The sequence below is a fragment of the Micromonospora phaseoli genome (assembly GCF_900109115.1).
Classification (GTDB): Bacteria; Actinomycetota; Actinomycetes; order Mycobacteriales; family Micromonosporaceae; genus Micromonospora; species Micromonospora phaseoli.
In genome coordinates this window covers 14,784-31,613 of the sequence record NZ_FNYV01000018.1, presented here as the reverse complement: position 1 = coordinate 31,613, position 16,830 = coordinate 14,784, and the positions used below count along the sequence as shown (strand labels likewise).

Genomic DNA, 16,830 nt, shown 5'->3' with positions numbered 1-16,830 from the left:
TCACCCACCGGCCGGTACGCGGCGACAGCAGGCCCCTCCTCCCGACGCCGAAGGTCGTCACCGGGCGCACGATGCTTGGCCATCTGGCTGCCTCCACGAACTGCGGACTACGGCCAGCGGGCACAGTTTCGGCCCGCCGGTTCGCTGCGGACACCCGGTCAAACGAGGTCGCGGAGGCACCGGTGACGCCACGGACGACAGACGCCACGCACGACACCGGACGGGTCGCCGGAGCGCGCCGAGCCCGGAGCGTTTTGTTAACAGGGGGCCCGTGCTATGCGTGAGGCGTTAAGAAGGGGCCCTTCCTTACACCTCAGTCGAAGATGGGGTCGAGGTCGCGGGTGCGCTTGAGCTCGAAGAAGCCGGGCGTGCCGGCGACCAACAGGACGCCGTCCCAGAGACGACCGGCGGCCTCGCCCCTGGGTGCCGGAGTGACCACCGGCCCGAAGAAGGCGACCTGCCGGCCCCCGGGACCGGGAGCGTGGATGACCGGGGTGCCGACGTCGGTGCCGACCGGGCGCATGCCGGCCTCGTGGCTGGCCCGCAGCGCCGGGTCGAGACTGGTGTCGTCGGCCGCGTCGGCCAGTGCCGGGTCCAGGCCGGCGTCGGTCAGGGCGGCGACGTACAGCTCCGGGCCACGCTGCTCCTTGCCGAGGTGGATCCGGGTACCCAGGGCCGTGTAGAGCGCCCGGACCGCGTCCGGGCCGTGGCGCTCCTGCACGGCGACGCAGATTCGCACCGGCCCCCACCCGGTCCGCATGAGTTCCTGGTACTCCGGCGACAGGTCCCGCCCCTCGTTGAGCACCGACAGGCTCATCACGTGGAAGCGGACGTCGACCTCGCGGACCTGTTCCACCTCCAGCAGCCAGCGGGAGGTGAGCCAGGCCCACGGACAGATCGGGTCGAACCACATGTCGACGTTGACACGCTCATTCACGGTGGGATCCCCTCGAAACGGTGGCGCCGCATCAGCCGGCCTACCTCTGATCCTTACTCCGCTCGGCCGGGCCCGGGCGAGGATCGACCCGTGACCTCGCCCACCGCCGCCACCCTGCACATGGAAGACTCAGGCCGGGACCGACCGTCACGAACGGTCGACGGACACCGCGACCGTGACGTACGGCGAGAGTGGGATGGAGACGAATAGTGCCGGGAGTGCGCAACCTGACACAGGTCGAGGCGACCGAGCGGGCCCGCCTGCTCGACGTGACCGGGTACGACATCAGTCTGGATCTGTCCAGCGCGGTTCACGCGGCCGACGGCCGTACCTTCCGGTCGACGACCGAGGTGCGCTTCCGCTGCACCGAGCCGGGAGCCAGCACGTTCATCGAGGTGGCGGCCGACTCGGTACGCTCGGCGACGCTCAACGGCGCCCCGGTCGACCTGGCCGACTTCTCGGCCGAGAAGGGGCTGACGCTGACCGGACTGGCCGGCGAGAACACGCTGGTCGTCGACGCTGACTTCGCGTACTCCAACTCGGGGCAGGGTCTGCACCGCTCAGTGGACCCGGTCGACGGTGAGACCTACCTCTACAGCCAGTTCGAGACGGCCGACGCCCAGCGCGTGTTCGCCTGCTTCGACCAGCCGGACCTGAAGAGCGTCTACACCTGGCACGCCACCGTCCCGGAGCACTGGAAGGTGATCTCCAACATGCCGGTGGAGCGGGAGGAGGCGGCCGGCGAGGGCCACAAGACCGTCCACTTCACCACCTCGGCGCGGATGAGCACCTACATCACCGCGCTCTGCGCCGGGCCGTACCACGAGGTCAGGTACGTCCACGACGGCATCGACCTGGGTTACTTCTGCCGGACGAGCATGGCGCAGTACCTCGACTCCGAGGACCTGAACCTGGTCACCACGCAGGGCTTCGACTTCTTCCACGCGCAGTTCGGGGTGCGCTACCCGCTGCCCAAGTACGACCAGCTCTGGGTGCCGGACTTCAACGCCGGCGCGATGGAGAACTTCGGTTGTGTGACGCACGCCGAGTCGCACTATCTGTTCCGGTCGCAGGTCACCGACTTCGAGTACGAGCAGCGGGCGAACACTGTCCTGCACGAGCTGGCACACATGTGGTTCGGCAACCTGGTCACCATGCGCTGGTGGAACGACCTGTGGCTGAACGAGTCGTTCGCCGAGTGGGCCAGCCACTGGTGCAACACGCACGCCACCCGGTTCACCGAGGCGTGGACGACCTTCCTGTCCATCCGGAAGAACTGGGGTTACCGGCAGGACCAGCTCTCCTCCACCCACCCGGTCTACTGCGAGATGCCCGACCTGGAGGCGGTCGAGGTCAACTTCGACGGCATCACGTACGCCAAGGGCGCCAGCGTGCTCAAGCAGTTGGTCGCGTACGTCGGTGAGGAGCCTTTCCTGGCCGGTCTGCGGGCCTACTTCGCCCGGCACGCCTGGGGCAACGCCACCTTCGACGACCTGCTCTCGGAGCTGGAGACCGCCTCCGGTCGCAAGTTGACCACCTTCGCGTCGCAGTGGCTGGAGACCGCCCAGGTCAACACGCTGCGGCCGGAGCTGACCATCGGCGCGGACGGCGCGTACCAGCAGGTGCTGGTCCGGCAGGAGGCGCCGGACGGGTACCCGACGCTGCGTACCCACCGCATCGGTGTGGGCCTCTACGACCTCACCGACGGCCGGCTGGTGCGCCGCGAACGGTACGAGGTCGACGTGGACGGTGAGCTGACCGAGCTGACCGAACTCGTCGGGGTGCCCGCGGCCGACGTGCTGCTGCTCAACGACGACGACTTCACCTACGCCAAGCTGCGGTTGGACGAGCGGTCGATGGCGACGGTGGTGCAGCACATCTCGGGCTTCGACTCGTCGCTGGCGCGGGCGTTGTGCTGGACCGCCGCCTGGGACATGACCCGCGACGCCGAGCTGGCCACCCGTGACTACGTGGCGCTGGTGCTCGCCGGGCTACCGGCTGAGACGGACATCAATCTGGTCACCGCGACGCTGCGCCAGGTCAGTAGCGCGCTCACCTTCTACGCCGACCCGCAGTGGGCACCGACCGGCTGGGCCGAGTTGGCCCGCGCCGCGAAGACCGCGCTCGCCGCGGCCGAGCCGGGCAGCGGCTTCCAGCTGGCCTGGGCCCGGGCGTACGTCTCCGCGGCCCGTTCCAGCGAGGACCTGGCGGTCCTGCGGGGCTGGCTGAACGGCACCGAGGTGACGGCCGGGCTGACCGTCGACACCGAGCTGCGCTGGAGCGTGTTGCAGGCGCTGGTGGCCAACGGGGTGGCCGGCGCTGCGGAGATCGAGGCCGAGCTGGCCACGGACAAGACCTCCAGCGGTGAGCGGGAGGCCGCGTTCGGGCACGCGCTGGTGCCGACCGCGGAGAACAAGGCCACGGTCTGGGCCCAGCTGACCGGCCCGGAGGCGCTGCCGAACTGGCGGCACCGGGCGTTGCTGCAGGGCTTCAGCCACCCGACGCAGGTCGAGTTGATCACGCCCTACCGGGATCGGTACTTCACCGCCGTCGGGCAGGTGTGGGCCAGCCGGGACAGCGAGCCGGCACAGGAGTTCGCCATGTTGATGTACCCGGCGTACCTGGTCGAGGACGACACGGTCGAGGCCACCGACGCCTGGCTGGCGCAGGAGGGTCACCCGGGGCCGTTGCGGCGGCTGGTCGCCGAGGGCCGCGACGGGGTGGTCCGGGCGCTCGCCGCCCGGGCCCGGGACGCGCGCAGCGCCTGACGCAGGACCAACCGGCCCGGGGGCGTCGTGGACACGCGACGCTCCCGGGCCGGTGTCGTCGCCGCCGGGGCGTGGGCAACCGAGCCGTGGTCGATGCGGATCGACCCGTCCGTCTGGCCACGCTGATCTCCGCACGAGAAAGCCCGACCCCTCGCGTCGGGGCCGGGCTCTGTCGTGATCGAGACGCTCAGCCCTTGCCGGCGTACCGGGAGAGCTGGTCGAGCCCCTGGATGACCCCGCCGGCGAGGTCGCCGCCGCCGAACGAGGCCACCATCGACAGCGCGGCGATCTTGGCGTACGTGTCCGGGACGCGCTTGCGGGCGTACCGGCCGGTCACGATCTCCAGCTGCCGCTGGTTCGGCGAGACCGCGATGAGCACCGAACGGTCGGGCTCGGCGAGCTGCCGGTGCAGCCGCTCCGCGTGCTCCCGGATCGGCTCGTCGAGGCCGCCCACGAAGACCGAGAAGACCAGGCCGGTCGTCCGGTCGGCCAACCGGAGCGCCTCGTCGATGCGCAGCAGCTGACGGGTCGAGAACGGCCCGTCGAGCACGTCGGGCGGCGTGTCCGTCCCGGCCTCGGCCTGCTTCTCACCAACGGTCACTTGCGCCTCCGGTTCCACCAGCCGGTGCCTCGACGCCGGCCTGTTCCTGCTTGTGGCTGGTCAGTGCGGGCGCCTGTGCCCCCACCGACAGCGCGGTACCGGCGGAGTCGGCCAACTCCTCGGGACGGCCGAGGAACCACACCGGTGTGAAGCTGAACGGTCGGCCGGGCCGGTACCGCTTGGCACCGCCGCCACCACCGCCGCGGCTGCCCGCGTAGACGAGGCCGGCGATCACCAGCACGACGGCTGCCGGGATGCCGACGAAGACCAGCAACGTGTCGGTTACAGACAATCCCAACGCCCCCAGGCGGAAAGAGAAACCTTCGACCGGGTCGGGTGGCCGATCACCACGGTGACCTCCCGACTCCACTGCCATTCACGTTAGCGGAGGCGACGCTCCGCCAGATTGCGGGGTGCTGATCCCATCCGCCACTGGAGCGCTCCAGTTGCGCAGCGGTCGCGATCAGTCTCGCGTCGTCGCCGTACCGAGCGGTGAGCAACACGCCGACCGGCAGTCCCTCGGCGGTCACCCCCACCGGCAGCGAGACGGACGGTTCGCCCGTGACGTTGAAGACGGCGCAGTACGGGGAGAATCGACGTTGCCGGTCGAAGTCCTCCTCCGGGGTCCGTCCCTGGGTGAACCAGCCGACCGGGGCCTGTGGAGCTGCCAGGGTGGGGCAGAGCAGCAGGTCGCAGCCGGCGGTGCGGCGCGCACCGAGGCGTACCTGGGCCTGGATCTCGCCCAGCGTCGCGGTCAGCGTGCCGGCGGAGATGCCGGCGGCCCGGGCGCGCAGGAAGCGGGTCAGCGGCAGCAGTTCGGCCTCCCGCTGCGGCGGCACGGGCGCGAGCGCGAGGACGTGCCAGACGATCTCGAACAGTGGCCAGACCTGGGGGCCGAGCGGCGCCGGCACCTCGATGACCTCGTGGCCGGCGGCGGTGAGCAGGGCGGCGGCCCGGTCCACCGCGGCGACGCAGTCCGGATGGACCGGTTCGTCGGCGAGCATCGGGGTGGTGAACCGGCCGATCCGCAGCCGCCCGGGGTCGGCGGCCCGGGCCGCGCCCAGGTAGCCGCCCGGTGGCGGCAGGGGCGGCAGGTACGGTTCGCCGGGTACCGGCTCGGCCAGCACGTCCAGCAGCGCGGCCACGTCGGCGACGGTCCGGCCGATCGGGCCGCTGGTCGGCAGGCCGAAGGCGCCGAAGCCGAGCGGACCGCCGGAGACCACCCCACGGCTGGGCTTGTACCCGATCAGGCCGCACAGCGACGCCGGGATGCGCAGCGAGCCGCCGCCGTCGGAGCCCTGCGCCACCGGCACCAGCCCCGCCGCCACGGCCGCCGCCGCGCCGCCGCTGGAACCACCCGCGGTGTACGCCAACTCCCACGGGTTGCGGGCCGGCGGGGCCACCGTCGTCTCGCAGTAGAGCGAGCAGCCCAGCTCGGAGGTGGTGGTCTTGCCGAGACTGACCAGTCCGGCCGCCCGGATGAATCGCACCACGTCGGCGTCGACCGGCGGCACGAAGTCCGCGAACGCGGCCGAGCCGAAGGTGGTGCGTACGCCGGCGGTCAACGTCAGGTCCTTGATGGCCGTCGGTACGCCGTGCAGCGGACCGCGCTGATCGGCCGGTGTCGTGTCGGCGGCCCGCGCGGCCTCGCGAGCCAGCTCCGCGGTGACGGTCACGAAGGCACCGACGGTGTCACCGAGCGCGTCGACCCGCCGCAGGTGATGCTCGACCAGGTCCAGGCTGGACAGCTCGCCACGGGCGAGCGCGGCGGCCTGCTCCAGCGCGGTCAGGTCGTGCGGCTCGGCCATGTCGCCATCCTGCCCGCTCAGGCAACTCGCTGCCGCGTCGACACGAGCGGCGCGGCGTCAGGAACGGTCGCCGCGTACCCGGCGGCTACTGCCGCCCTGGTGACATCTGCCCGAGGAACCGTAGGGCGTTGCCGCCGAGCAGCAGGTTGCGCTGGGCGTCGGTGAGGAAGTCGGCCTCATGGACCACCCGGCCGACCGGGCGCTCGCCCAGCGGGTACGGGTAGTCGCTGCCCAGCAGCACCCGGTCGGCGCCCATGGTGTCGACCAGCAGCCGCAGCGCCGGGGGTGCGAAGACCACCGAGTCGACGGAGAACCGGTCGACGTAGGAGCTGGGTGGGGCGGCGGAATCGCCGCGTACCAGATCACCTCGCCGGTGCCAGGCGTTGTCGGCACGGCCGAGCCAGAACGGGAAGCTGCCGCCGCCGTGGGCGAAGCAGATCCGTAACGTCTCCGGCACCCGGTCGAAGACCCCACCGAGGATCATCGCCAGCACCGACAGGTGGGTCTCGGCGGGCATTCCGGTCAGCCACCGGGCCATCCAGCGGTCGAGGCGGGGTCCGCCGGCCATGTCCCACGGATGGACGAAGACCGGGGCACCGACCTCGGCACAGTGGGTCAGGAACGTCACGATGCCGGCGTCGTCCAGGTCCCGGTCACCCACGTGGTTGCCGATCTCCACGCCGAGGTGGCCGGCCGCCAGGCAGCGGTCCAGCTCGGCGCAGGCCGCGTCCGGGTCCTGCAACGGCACCTGGCAGAACGGCAGCAGCCGGTCGCCGCCGGCCGCGGTGACCTCCAGGGTCAGGTCGTTGAAGATCCGGGCCACCTTCGCCGCCTGGTCGGCCGGGCGGTCGTAGCTGAAGAAGACCGGTGTGGGCGAGACCACCTGCACGTCGACGCCGTCGGCGGCCATCTCCGCCAGCCGGGTGTCCGCGTCCCAACACTGCGCACCGACCGGCCGGAACTCGGTCTCGCCAACCATGATCATGGCTGCCCGCTCCGAGTCGATCCGCAACCAGGGCCAGCCGGAGCCGCCGCACGCCGCGGCCAGATCCGGCCACCCCTTGGGTACGAGGTGCGTGTGCACATCCACCACCGGCGAGGGTCCTGCCGGCGCTGCGGCGACCGGATCCGTCATCAGCCCTTGCCCGGGTGCAGGGTGCCGCAGTTGGCGCAGGTGCGTGCGGCCTCGTCGGCGTAGAACTCGCCGAAGACCGGGGGCAGGTCGGCGGCGATGTCGCGGACCTGCAACTCCACCTCGTGCACCCGGTGTCCGCACTCGGGGCAGTACCACTGGAACTTCTCCAGCGTCCCCTCCTCGCGTACCCGCTCGATCACCATTCCGATCGAGCCGGCCTCCGGCCGCTGCGGCGAGTGCGGGGTGTTACGCGGCAGCATCCACATCTGCCCCTCGCGCACGTGCACCGTACGCGGCCCCTCCGGCAGCATCAGGTTGATGTGCATGTTGCCCTTGACCTGGTAGAAGAACTCCTCGTACGGGTCGACGTGGAAGTCGGTGCGCTGGTTCGGCCCACCGACCACCATCACGATGAAGTCGTCGGAGCCCGGCAGCATCTCCTTGTTGCCCACCGGCGGCTTCAACAGGTGCTGGTTCTCTGCGATCCACCCGGGGAAGCTGAACGGCTCGGCGATCTCACTCACGACTGGCCTCCTTCTGGGCGCAGGGCGACGGCCTGCATCTCGATCAGCAGGTGCGGGTGCGGCAGCTGGTGCACGGCGACGGTGGTACGGGTCGGCCCGGTCCCGTCGAAGAACTCCGCCCACACCTCGTTGTACCCGCCGAAGTCATTCATGTTGACCAGGTAACTGGTGACCTGGACGAGGTCGGTCAGCTCGGCACCCACCGACCGCAGCAGATCAGCGAGGTTCTCGATCACCGCCCGCGTCTGCGCCCGGATGTCCAGATCGGTGGTCCCGAACTCGTCCACCGACACACCGGCGAACGTGTTGTCCGGCCGCCGCGACGACGTACCCGACACGAAGACGAAGCCGCCGGCCACCTTCACGTGCGGAAACGCCCCCCGCGGCACCGCCTTCCCCGCGACCACCCGGGCCCCGTCACCACCGTTCACGACAGCGCCCGCAGCGAAGCGGTACCGAGCTTCTCGACCACCGCCCGCACATGAGCGCCACGACGCAGCGGAACTGCCGCCGTCGCCGCGCCGGCCAGGAAGACCCAGCCTTCGCGCAGCCGGACCCCGTGCCGCCCCGCCAGCCGGATGCCCTCGTCGAGTGCCCGGCGCGGGTCACCGAGGATCGCCGCTGTCGAGCCGACCTGTGCCACCCGCCCGTCGATCTCCAGCAGCACACCCAGGTTGTCCAGCCCGTCCGGCACCGGCGACCACGGCCCGACGACGAACGCGCCGGCCGAGGTGTTGTCGGCGATCACGTCCGGCAGGGAGAAGGTGAAGTTCGCGTACCGGGAGTCGATCAACTCGATCGCCGGGGCGACCGCGCGCACCGCGTCGGTGAAGTCGCCGACCGGCTCACCGGGCTCGGGGAGCCGGTCCAGCAGGAACGCCACCTCCGGTTCGACCCGGGGGTGGATGAAGCCGGCCACGTCCACCGCGCCACCGTCGGGCACCCGCATGACGTCGGTGAGCCGACCCCAGATGACCTCGTCCACCCCGACCTGGGCCATCTTGGCCTTGCTGGTGAGCCCCATCTTGAGCCCGACCAGCCGCTCCCCCCGGTCCAGCCGACGCTGCACCAGGGCGGCCTGCACCGCGTACGCGGCGTCGACGTCGAGGCCGGTCTCGGCGGCGAGTTGCGGTACCGCGGTGGCCGTGTCGGCCGCCGTGCCCAGCGTGCCCGCGATCCCCGCGATGTCCGGCCCGATCATGACTCTCCCCTGCCCGCGAGGTCCAACGCCACGTCCACGATCATGTCCTCCTGCCCGCCGACCATCCGCCGTCGACCCAGCTCGACCAGGATCGAGCGGACGTCCACTCCGTAACGCTCCGAGGCGCGTTCGGCGTGCCGCAGGAAGCTGGAGTAGACCCCCGCGTACCCGAGGGAGAGGGTTTCCCGGTCGACCTGGACGGGCCGGTCCTGCAACGGGCGGACGACGTCGTCGGCGGCGTCCATCAGCGCGAAGACGTCGCAGCCGTGCTTCCAGCCGTGCAGCTCGGCGACCGCGACGAAGACCTCCAGCGGCGCGTTGCCGGCGCCGGCGCCCATGCCGGCCAGGGAGGCGTCCACCCGGACCGTCCGGCCGGCTGCGGAGCCGACCGGAGCGGCGCCGGCGACCCGGCCGTGCTCGACGGCGACCACGCTGTTGGCGACACCGAGCGAGAGGTTGTGGTGGGCGTGGATGCCGATCTGCGTGGTCGGCTCCAGCACCTGCCGGTACGCGTCGACCCGCTGCGCGACGTCGGACATCAGCAGCCGGCCGCCGGAGTCGGTGACGTAGACGCAGTGCGCGCCGTAGGACTCCATCAGCCGGGCCTGGGCGGCCAGCCCGGCCGGATCGTTCATGTGGGACATCATCAGGAAACCGGCCACGTCCATGTCGTGCTCGCGGGCCCACGCGATGTGCTGGGCGGAGATGTCCGCCTCGGTGCAGTGGGTGGCGACCCGGACGCTGGTCACCCCGAGCGCCCTGGCCGCCTTCAGGTCGGCGATGGTGCCGATGCCGGGCAGCAGCAGGGTGGTGAGCTTCGCGTTCGTCATCACCTCGGCCGCCGCCGAGATCCACTCGGCGTCGCTGGCCGCGCCGTGGCCGTAGTTGACGCTGGAGCCGGCGAGGCCGTCGCCGTGCGCCACCTCGATCGCGGCGACCCCGGCCGCGTCCAGCGCCGCGGCGATCGTACGGACCTGGTCGACGGTGTAGCGGTGGGCGATGGCGTGCATGCCGTCGCGCAGCGTCACATCCTGGATGTACAGCTCGGTCATGGAAGCATCGCCTTTCGGTGGGCGACCAACCGCTCCGCGGTGCGCAGCGCGGCCGAGGTCATGATGTCCAGGTTCCCGGCGTACGCGGGCAGGTAGTGGCCGGCCCCGGAGACCTCCAGGAAGACCGACACCTGCAGCCCGGTCAGGCGGCCACCCAGCGACGGCACGTAGGTGTCCACCCGGTCGAACTGCACGTCCTGCTTGAGGCGGTAGCCAGGGACGTACTCCTGCACGGTCGCCACCATCTCCGCCACCGAGGCGGCGATGGCGCTGCGATCGGCGTCGGCGTCCGGGCAGAGGCAGTAGACCGTGTCCCGCATCAACAGCGGCGGGTCGGCCGGGTTGAGCACGATGATCGCCTTACCCCGGTCGGCGCCGCCGACCACCTCGATCGCCCGGGCGGTGGTCTCGGTGAACTCGTCGATGTTGGCCCGGGTCCCCGGGCCGGCCGAGCGCGAGGCGATCGAGGCGACGATCTCGCCGTACGCGACCGGGGTGACCCGGCGTACCGCGGCCACGATCGGCACGGTCGCCTGCCCACCGCAGGTGACCATGTTCAGGTTCGTCTCGCTCAGATGCTCGTCCAGGTTGACCGGCGGCACCACGTACGGGCCGATGGCTGCCGGGGTCAGGTCGACGACCGTACGCCCGTGGGCGCGCAGCACCGCGTCGTTGTGCCGGTGCGCGCCGGCCGAGGTGGCGTCGAAGACCAGCGCCACGTCGGCGAACTCGGGCATCGCGACCAGCCCGTCCACCCCGTGCGCCGTGGTCGCCACGCCGAGCCGGCGGGCCCGGGCGAGCCCGTCGGAGTCCGGATCGATGCCGGCCATCGCGACCATCCGCAGGGAGTCCGACAGCCGGAGCACCTTGATCATCAAATCGGTGCCGATGTTGCCCGACCCGATGACCGCCACACCCGTGCTCATCAGGAATCCTCCGGTCGGGAGAAGCAGGTCCGGACCGAGCCGAGGCCGGAGATGCGGGCCTCGTAGGCCGCGCCCGGCGTCACCGCCACCATCGGTCCGAGCGCGCCGGAGAGCACCAGGTCACCGGCGCGCAGCGGGTCACCGGCACGGGCCATCGTGCCGGCCAACCAGGCCAACGCGTGCAGCGGATTGCCGAGGCAGGCCGCCCCGGCGCCGACCGACACCGGCTCGCCGGCCCGTTCCAGCACCATGCCGGCCAGTCGCAGGTCCACCTCGGCCGGCCGGCGGGGCGTGGTGCCGAGCACGAACAGCCCGCTGGATGCGTTGTCCGCCACGGTGTCCACGATGGAGATGTCCCAGTCGGCCACCCGCGAGTCGACGATCTCGATGGCCGGCAGCAGGTGGTCGACCGCGCGCAGCAGGTCGACCGTGGTGACCCGGTCGTCGGGCAGGTCGGTGCCGAGCACGAAGGCGATCTCCGCCTCCACCCGGGGTTGCCGCAACCGGTCGAGGTCGACCTCGACGCCGTCGGGCACCGCCATGGCGTCGGTGAGCACCCCGAAGTCCGGCTCGTAGACGCCGAAGCTCTCCTGTACCACCCGGGAGGTCAGCCCGATCTTCGCGCCCACCCGGCGTTGCCCGGCCGCCAGCCACTCGCGGACCTGAAGCTGCTGCACCCGGTACGCGGACCCGACGTCCCCCGCCGGGATCAGCCGGCCCCGCAGCGGCGGGCAGGGCTTGCCGGTCTCCCGAGCCTCGGTCAGCTCCTGGGCCGCCGACTCAAAATCGATCATGACAGGTCCACGCAGACGTTTGTGAGTTCGGAGTAGAAGTCGAGCGAGTGCACGCCGCCCTCGCGGCCGATGCCGGAGGCCTTCACCCCGCCGAACGGGGTGCGCAGGTCGCGCAGGAACCAGGTGTTGACCCAGACGATGCCGGCGTCCAGCCGCGCGCCGGCCCGGTGCGCCCGTCCCACGTCGCGGGTCCAGACCGCCGCCGCCAGGCCGTACTCGGTGCCGTTGGCCAGCGCGTACGCCTCGTCCTCGTCGTCGAACGGGGCCACGTGCACCACCGGGCCGAAGATCTCCTCCCGGTTCGTACGGGCGTCGGGGCCGAGCCCGGTCAGCACCGTCGGCTGGACGTACGCGCCGCCGTCGCGGGCATCGTCGAAGCGCGGCGCGCCGCCGCCGGCGAGCACCTGCGCCCCCTGCGCCCGAGCCAGGTCGTAGTGCCCGAGGACCTTGCTCCGGTGGGCCTGCGAGATCAGCGGCATGTTCACCGTCGCCTCGTCGGCCGGCCAGCCGTACGCCAGCTCGGCGGCGCGCTCGGCGAGCCGGGCGGTGAACTCCTCGAACACCGGCCGCTGCACGTAGATCCGTTCGGTGCACAGGCACACCTGGCCGCCGTTGGTGAAGCTGGAGCGGACCGACCCGGCCACCGCGGCGTCCAGGTCGGCGTCGGCGAAGACCAGCCCGGCGTTCTTGCCGCCCAGCTCGAAGCTGACCGCCTTCACCCCGTCGGCGGCGGCCCGCATGATGGCGGCGCCGGTGGCGGACTCGCCGGTGAAGGTGATCGCGTCGACGCCCGGATGCCGGGTGAGGAACTCGCCGGCCGAGTCCGGGCCGAAGCCGTGCACCAGGTTGAACACCCCGTCGGGCACTCCGGCCGCGGCCATCACCTCGGCGAGCAGGGTCGCCGAGGCGGGGGTCTCCTCGCTGGGCTTGACCACCACCGCGTTGCCGCAGGCCAGGGCTGGGGCGACCTTCCAGGTGAGCAGCAGCAGCGGCAGGTTCCACGGCACGATCACCGCGAGGACACCGACCGGTTTGCGTACCGCGTAGTTCAACGCCCGTCCACCGCCCGGAACGACCGTGGTGAACGACTCCGTCGGCGTGGTCGCCACGATCTCCGCGAAGGCCCGGAAATTGGCCGCACCGCGCGGGATGTCGAGGGTACGGGCCTGCGAGATGGCCTTGCCGGTGTCGGCGACCTCGGCGGTGACCAGGTCGTCGAAGCGGCGTTCCAGCTCGTCGGCGACCCGGCGCAGCACCTCGGCGCGCTCCCGCTCCCCCATCCGGCCCCACGGCCCGCGTAGCGCCGACCGGGCGGCGGTCACCGCGTCGTCCACCGTGGTGCGGCTGGCCTCGACCACCTCGAAGACCGGCTCGCCGGTGACCGGTGAGCGTTTGGTGAAGCGGGTGCCGGCATCGACGAACTCACCGCCGACGAAGTTGCGCAACAGACCCGGTCCGTCCGGTGCCTGCCCGGCCATCAGCCGTGGATCCCAGAGCGTCATCCGCGCCTCCCCCGCCCGAGCGCCACCGCCGCGCCGGCCAACGCCGCCACCACACCGGCCGCCACCACACCGAGCACCTGGTACTGGCGGCGGACCCGGCGGCGCACCTGCGCGTAGGGCACGGTGGAGAAGGAGACCAGCTCGTACTGGGAGACGTACCGGTCGGGCAGCGCGCGTTCCAGGGCGTGCTCGATCCGCTTGCGGGTCCGGAAGACCGGCGAGGCGACCTTGTCCCGCATCTCCACGAAGTTGGCCAACGCCATCCGGGCGATCGCCTCGGCGTTGTCCTGCCGGCGCTGCTGGAACAGCGGCAGCGCCGTCGACCAGTCGTCGGCGCACTCGTCCAGGCAGCGATCCAGCTCCACCACGTCCTCGAAGGCGCAGTTGGCGCCCTGGCCGTAGAACGGCACGATGGCGTGCGCCGCGTCGCCGAGCAGGCCCACCCGCCCGTCGACCTGCCACGGGTCGCACCGCACGGTGCCGAGCACCCCGACCGGGTTGTGCTGGTAGTCGTCGACCAGGTCGGGGGCGAGCGGCAGCAGGTCCGGGTAGTGCTGCGCGAAGTGCCGCTCGATCGCCGCCGGACTGCCCAGCGAGGCGAAGCTGGTGGTGCCGTGGGTGGGCCAGAACAGGGTGCAGGTGAAGGAACGGTCGGGATTGGGCAGGGCGATCATCATCGAGGTGCCGCGCGGCCAGATGTGCAACGCGCCGGGGTCGAGCGCGAACTCACCGCCGAGCGGCGGGATGGTCAGCTCCTTGTAGCCGTAGTCGAGGAAGTCGACGCTCTCGGTGAGCAGGCCGTGTTCGAGCAGCTGTCCGCGTACCGCCGAACCGGCGCCGTCGGTGCCGAGCACCACCTGCGCGCCCGCCGTGACCGTGCCCCGCGGGGTCTCGAACGTCATCGTCCCGGCCGCCGGGTCGAGCCCGACCAGCCGGTGGTCGAAGGCGATCCGCACCCCGGGCAGCTTGTCGGCGGCCGCCAGCAGCGCGTTGTTCAACGCGCCCCGGCTGATCGAGTTGATCGCCCGGTCGCCGGAGACGCTGTACGACTGGAAGCCCGGCTCACCCACCACGGGATGCACCATCCGGCCACGCATCGGCAGCGCGTCGACCATCACCTGCTCGTCGAGCCCGATGCGGCGCAGCGCGTCCAGGCCGCGCTCGGAGAGCGCCAGGTTGATCGAGCGGCCCCGCTCGGTCGTCCCGGCGCGCGGGTCCGGCCGCCGCTCGTACAGCGCCACCCGATGTCCCCGCCGGGCCAGGAAACAGGCCAGCAGGCAGCCGGCCAGCCCGGCGCCCACCACGGCGATCTCGTCCCGCTCCTGCGTCACCGGGGCACCTCCGCAACCGAAACCGTCGCGGCCAGCGCGTCGGCTACCCGCCAGCAATCGTGGTACGTCGAGTACAGCGGCACCGGGGCGAACCGGACGACGTCCGGTTCCCGGGCGTCGGCGATCACCCCGTGCTCGTGCCGCAGCCGCTTGGTCAGCTCGTTGGCGCTGCCCGCACCGATGCGTACCGAGAGCTGGCTGCCGCGCCGGTGTGGCTCGCGCGGGGTGATGACCGTCAGCGGCCGACCAACGGTCACCTCGTCCAGCAGTCGCTCCAGATAGCCGGTGAGGCGCAGGCTGCGCTCGCGTAGCGCCGGCATGCCGACCGAGTCGAACAGCTCCAACGAGGTGCGGACCGGGCCCATCGCGAAGATCGGTGGGTTGGAGATCTGCCACGCATCGACGGTGGCCGGCGGCCGGCTGACCGGGGCCATCTCGAACCGGGTCGTCGCCGCCGTGCTCCACCAGCCCTCGAAGCGGGGCAGCGCCTCGTCGCCGTGGTGCCGTTCGTGCACGAACACCCCGGCGAGCGCGCCCGGGCCCGAGTTGAGGTACTTGTACGAGCACCAGGCGGCGAAGTCGACGTCCCAGTCGTGCAGCGACAGCACGACGTTGCCCGCCGCGTGCGCCAGGTCCCAACCGACGACCGCGCCGGCGGCCCGCCCGGCGGCGGTGATCGCCGGGATGTCCATCAGCTCGCCGGTGAGGTAGTTGACGCCGCCGAGCAGTACCAGCGCGACGGTGTGCCCCTCGGTCGCCAGGAACGCGGTGACGTCCTCGGTCCGCAGGGTGTCCTCGCCAGGACGCGGCGTGAGCCGGACGACGGCGCGGTCCGGGTTGAGGCCGTGGAACCGCGCCTGGCTGCGCACCGCGTAGCTGTCCGACGGGAAGGCGCTGTCCTCGATGACGATCCGGTTCCGCTCGCCGACCGGCCGATAGAAGCTGACCATCAGCAGGTGCAGGTTGACCGTCAGCGAGTTCATCACCACGGTCTCGGTGGGCAGGGCGCCGACCAGTCGCGCGGCCGGCGCCGTCAGCAACTCGTGGTACGGCAGCCAGGGTCGGTCCGCCTCCAGGTGCCCCTCGACACCGAGCCGGCTCCAGGCGTCCAGATCGGCCAGCAGCTCGCCACGGGTGGCCCTCGGTTGCAGTCCGAGCGAGTTGCCGGCCAGGTACGCGGCCTCGGGGTAGCGGCCGCCGTCGGCCGGCGGCAGGTGGAACAGGTGCCGGTGCCCCGGGTCGGTGGCGTCCAGGCGGACGGCTTCGGCCTCGCCGGGGCGGGTCGGCTCAGCGCCGGTATTGCTCATCGTCACTCTCGCCTCACATCGCGGTACGGGCCGACCAGAGCTCGGGGAACACCACCCGGGCCATGCTGCGTTGCAGCCATGCCAACCCGGCGGAGCCACCGCTGCCGACTTTGGCACCCATAGTGCGCTGCACCGCCTTGATGTGGTGGTGCCGCCAGTCGCCGAACTGCTCAGCCACCTCGGTCAGTGCCTCGCCGAGCAGCCGCAGCTGGTTCTCCGGGCCGGTGTCGGCGTAGATCCGCACCCAGGCCGCCTCGACGGCGGGATGCGTCTCGTGCTCGGCTGCCACGTCCCGCTCCAGCAGTTCGGCGGGCAGGTCGTGGCCGTGCCGGGCGAGCAGGGCGATCACCTCGTCCCAGACGCTCGGCGTGGCCAGGGCGTCGGTGAGTTCGGTGTGCACCTCGGTCTGCCGGCGGAACGGCCGGATCAGTGCCGGGTCCCGCAATCCGAGCAGGAACTCCAGCTGCCGGTACATGGCCGACTGGAAGCCCGAGCCCTCGCCGAGCAGGTTGCGGAAGCGGTTGAAGTCGGCCGGGGTCATCCAGCGCAGGCCCCGCCAGGCGGCGTTGAGCCCCTCCAGGTGCAGCGCGGCCCGGCGTAGCGGAGCCAGCGCCTCCCAGACCCGGTCGGCGCGCAGCAGCCGGGACGTCTCGCGCAGCTCGTGGCAGGTCAACCCGAAGTACAGCTCCATGATCTGGCTGACCATCAGGAAGGACATCTCGCCCGGGTCGCTGCTCAGCGGCTGCTGTAGCCCGTGCAACGTGCTGGCCTGCACATAGGCGTCGTACGGCACCCGCTCGGCGAACTCCAGGGTCGGCTCGCCGCCGTTTCGCGCGGCGCGGGCCGCCCGCTGCCGTGGCGTGGCCGGACGCACCGCCGCCCGAGTCCCGGGGCGCAGTTCAGTCTGCTCCATGCGTCCACTCCTTCCTGGCTGCCATCCAGTC

General features: G+C 71.8%; 16 protein-coding genes. 1 reads left to right on the top strand and 15 read right to left on the bottom strand.

Annotated features, from left to right (window positions below; all coding sequences use genetic code 11):
• Positions 1–313: 313 nt before the first annotated feature.
• On the bottom strand, positions 314–937 hold the full coding sequence (locus BMY89_RS28415; protein ID WP_092383385.1) for a mycothiol-dependent nitroreductase Rv2466c family protein: 624 nt from the start codon (positions 935–937) through the stop codon (positions 314–316).
• Positions 938–1,155: 218 nt separating this feature from the next.
• Between BMY89_RS28415 and pepN the strand changes: the two genes are divergently transcribed.
• Positions 1,156–3,705, top strand: a complete 2,550-nt coding sequence (pepN, locus tag BMY89_RS28410; RefSeq protein WP_092383383.1) for an aminopeptidase N — start codon at positions 1,156–1,158, stop codon at positions 3,703–3,705.
• Positions 3,706–3,892: 187 nt separating this feature from the next.
• Here pepN and BMY89_RS28405 read toward each other — a convergent pair whose 3' ends face one another.
• The 14 genes from BMY89_RS28405 to BMY89_RS28340 all read right to left on the bottom strand — a co-directional run bounded on the left by BMY89_RS28405 (position 3,893) and on the right by BMY89_RS28340 (position 16,799).
• Positions 3,893–4,306, bottom strand: a complete 414-nt coding sequence (locus tag BMY89_RS28405; RefSeq protein WP_092383381.1) for a DUF5130 family protein — start codon at positions 4,304–4,306, stop codon at positions 3,893–3,895.
• Entirely contained in the window at positions 4,293–4,604 is a 312-nt protein-coding gene (gene ctaJ / locus BMY89_RS28400) for an aa3-type cytochrome oxidase subunit CtaJ (RefSeq protein ID WP_443673923.1), read from the bottom strand. Before ctaJ ends, BMY89_RS28405 begins: the two co-directional genes overlap by 14 nt.
• Positions 4,605–4,650: 46 nt before the next feature.
• Complete coding sequence (locus BMY89_RS28395; protein WP_092383377.1) at positions 4,651–6,114, bottom strand: amidase; 1,464 nt, start codon at positions 6,112–6,114, stop codon at positions 4,651–4,653.
• Between the two features lie 85 nt (positions 6,115–6,199).
• Complete coding sequence (locus tag BMY89_RS28390; RefSeq protein ID WP_092383375.1) at positions 6,200–7,249, bottom strand: amidohydrolase family protein; 1,050 nt, start codon at positions 7,247–7,249, stop codon at positions 6,200–6,202.
• On the bottom strand, positions 7,249–7,773 hold the full coding sequence (locus tag BMY89_RS28385) for a 3-hydroxyanthranilate 3,4-dioxygenase (RefSeq protein ID WP_092383373.1): 525 nt from the start codon (positions 7,771–7,773) through the stop codon (positions 7,249–7,251). Before BMY89_RS28385 ends, BMY89_RS28390 begins: the two co-directional genes overlap by 1 nt.
• Complete coding sequence (locus BMY89_RS28380; protein ID WP_092383371.1) at positions 7,770–8,204, bottom strand: RidA family protein; 435 nt, start codon at positions 8,202–8,204, stop codon at positions 7,770–7,772. Before BMY89_RS28380 ends, BMY89_RS28385 begins: the two co-directional genes overlap by 4 nt.
• A complete protein-coding gene (locus tag BMY89_RS28375; protein ID WP_092383369.1) occupies positions 8,201–8,974 on the bottom strand; it encodes a 2-keto-4-pentenoate hydratase in 774 nt (257 codons plus the stop codon). Before BMY89_RS28375 ends, BMY89_RS28380 begins: the two co-directional genes overlap by 4 nt.
• Positions 8,971–10,026, bottom strand: coding sequence for a 4-hydroxy-2-oxovalerate aldolase (dmpG, locus tag BMY89_RS28370; protein WP_092383368.1), 1,056 nt, complete (start codon positions 10,024–10,026; stop codon positions 8,971–8,973). The genes BMY89_RS28375 and dmpG overlap by 4 nt, the downstream gene beginning before the upstream one ends.
• Positions 10,023–10,952: an acetaldehyde dehydrogenase (acetylating) gene (locus BMY89_RS28365; RefSeq protein ID WP_092383366.1), complete on the bottom strand. Its 930-nt coding sequence runs from the start codon at positions 10,950–10,952 to the stop codon at positions 10,023–10,025. Before BMY89_RS28365 ends, dmpG begins: the two co-directional genes overlap by 4 nt.
• Positions 10,952–11,746, bottom strand: a complete 795-nt coding sequence (locus tag BMY89_RS28360; protein ID WP_092383364.1) for a 2-keto-4-pentenoate hydratase — start codon at positions 11,744–11,746, stop codon at positions 10,952–10,954. Before BMY89_RS28360 ends, BMY89_RS28365 begins: the two co-directional genes overlap by 1 nt.
• Positions 11,743–13,224 carry a 2-hydroxymuconic semialdehyde dehydrogenase gene (locus BMY89_RS28355; RefSeq protein WP_092383433.1) on the bottom strand — a complete coding sequence of 494 codons (1,482 nt, stop codon included), beginning with the start codon at positions 13,222–13,224 and terminating at the stop codon, positions 11,743–11,745. Before BMY89_RS28355 ends, BMY89_RS28360 begins: the two co-directional genes overlap by 4 nt.
• Before the next feature lie 20 nt (positions 13,225–13,244).
• Positions 13,245–14,579, bottom strand: coding sequence for an FAD-dependent oxidoreductase (locus tag BMY89_RS28350; protein ID WP_092383362.1), 1,335 nt, complete (start codon positions 14,577–14,579; stop codon positions 13,245–13,247).
• Complete coding sequence (gene kynU, locus BMY89_RS28345; RefSeq protein WP_092383360.1) at positions 14,576–15,886, bottom strand: kynureninase; 1,311 nt, start codon at positions 15,884–15,886, stop codon at positions 14,576–14,578. The genes BMY89_RS28350 and kynU overlap by 4 nt, the downstream gene beginning before the upstream one ends.
• Positions 15,887–15,899: 13 nt before the next feature.
• Positions 15,900–16,799, bottom strand: coding sequence for a tryptophan 2,3-dioxygenase (locus BMY89_RS28340; RefSeq protein WP_092383358.1), 900 nt, complete (start codon positions 16,797–16,799; stop codon positions 15,900–15,902).
• Positions 16,800–16,830: the final 31 nt, after the last annotated feature.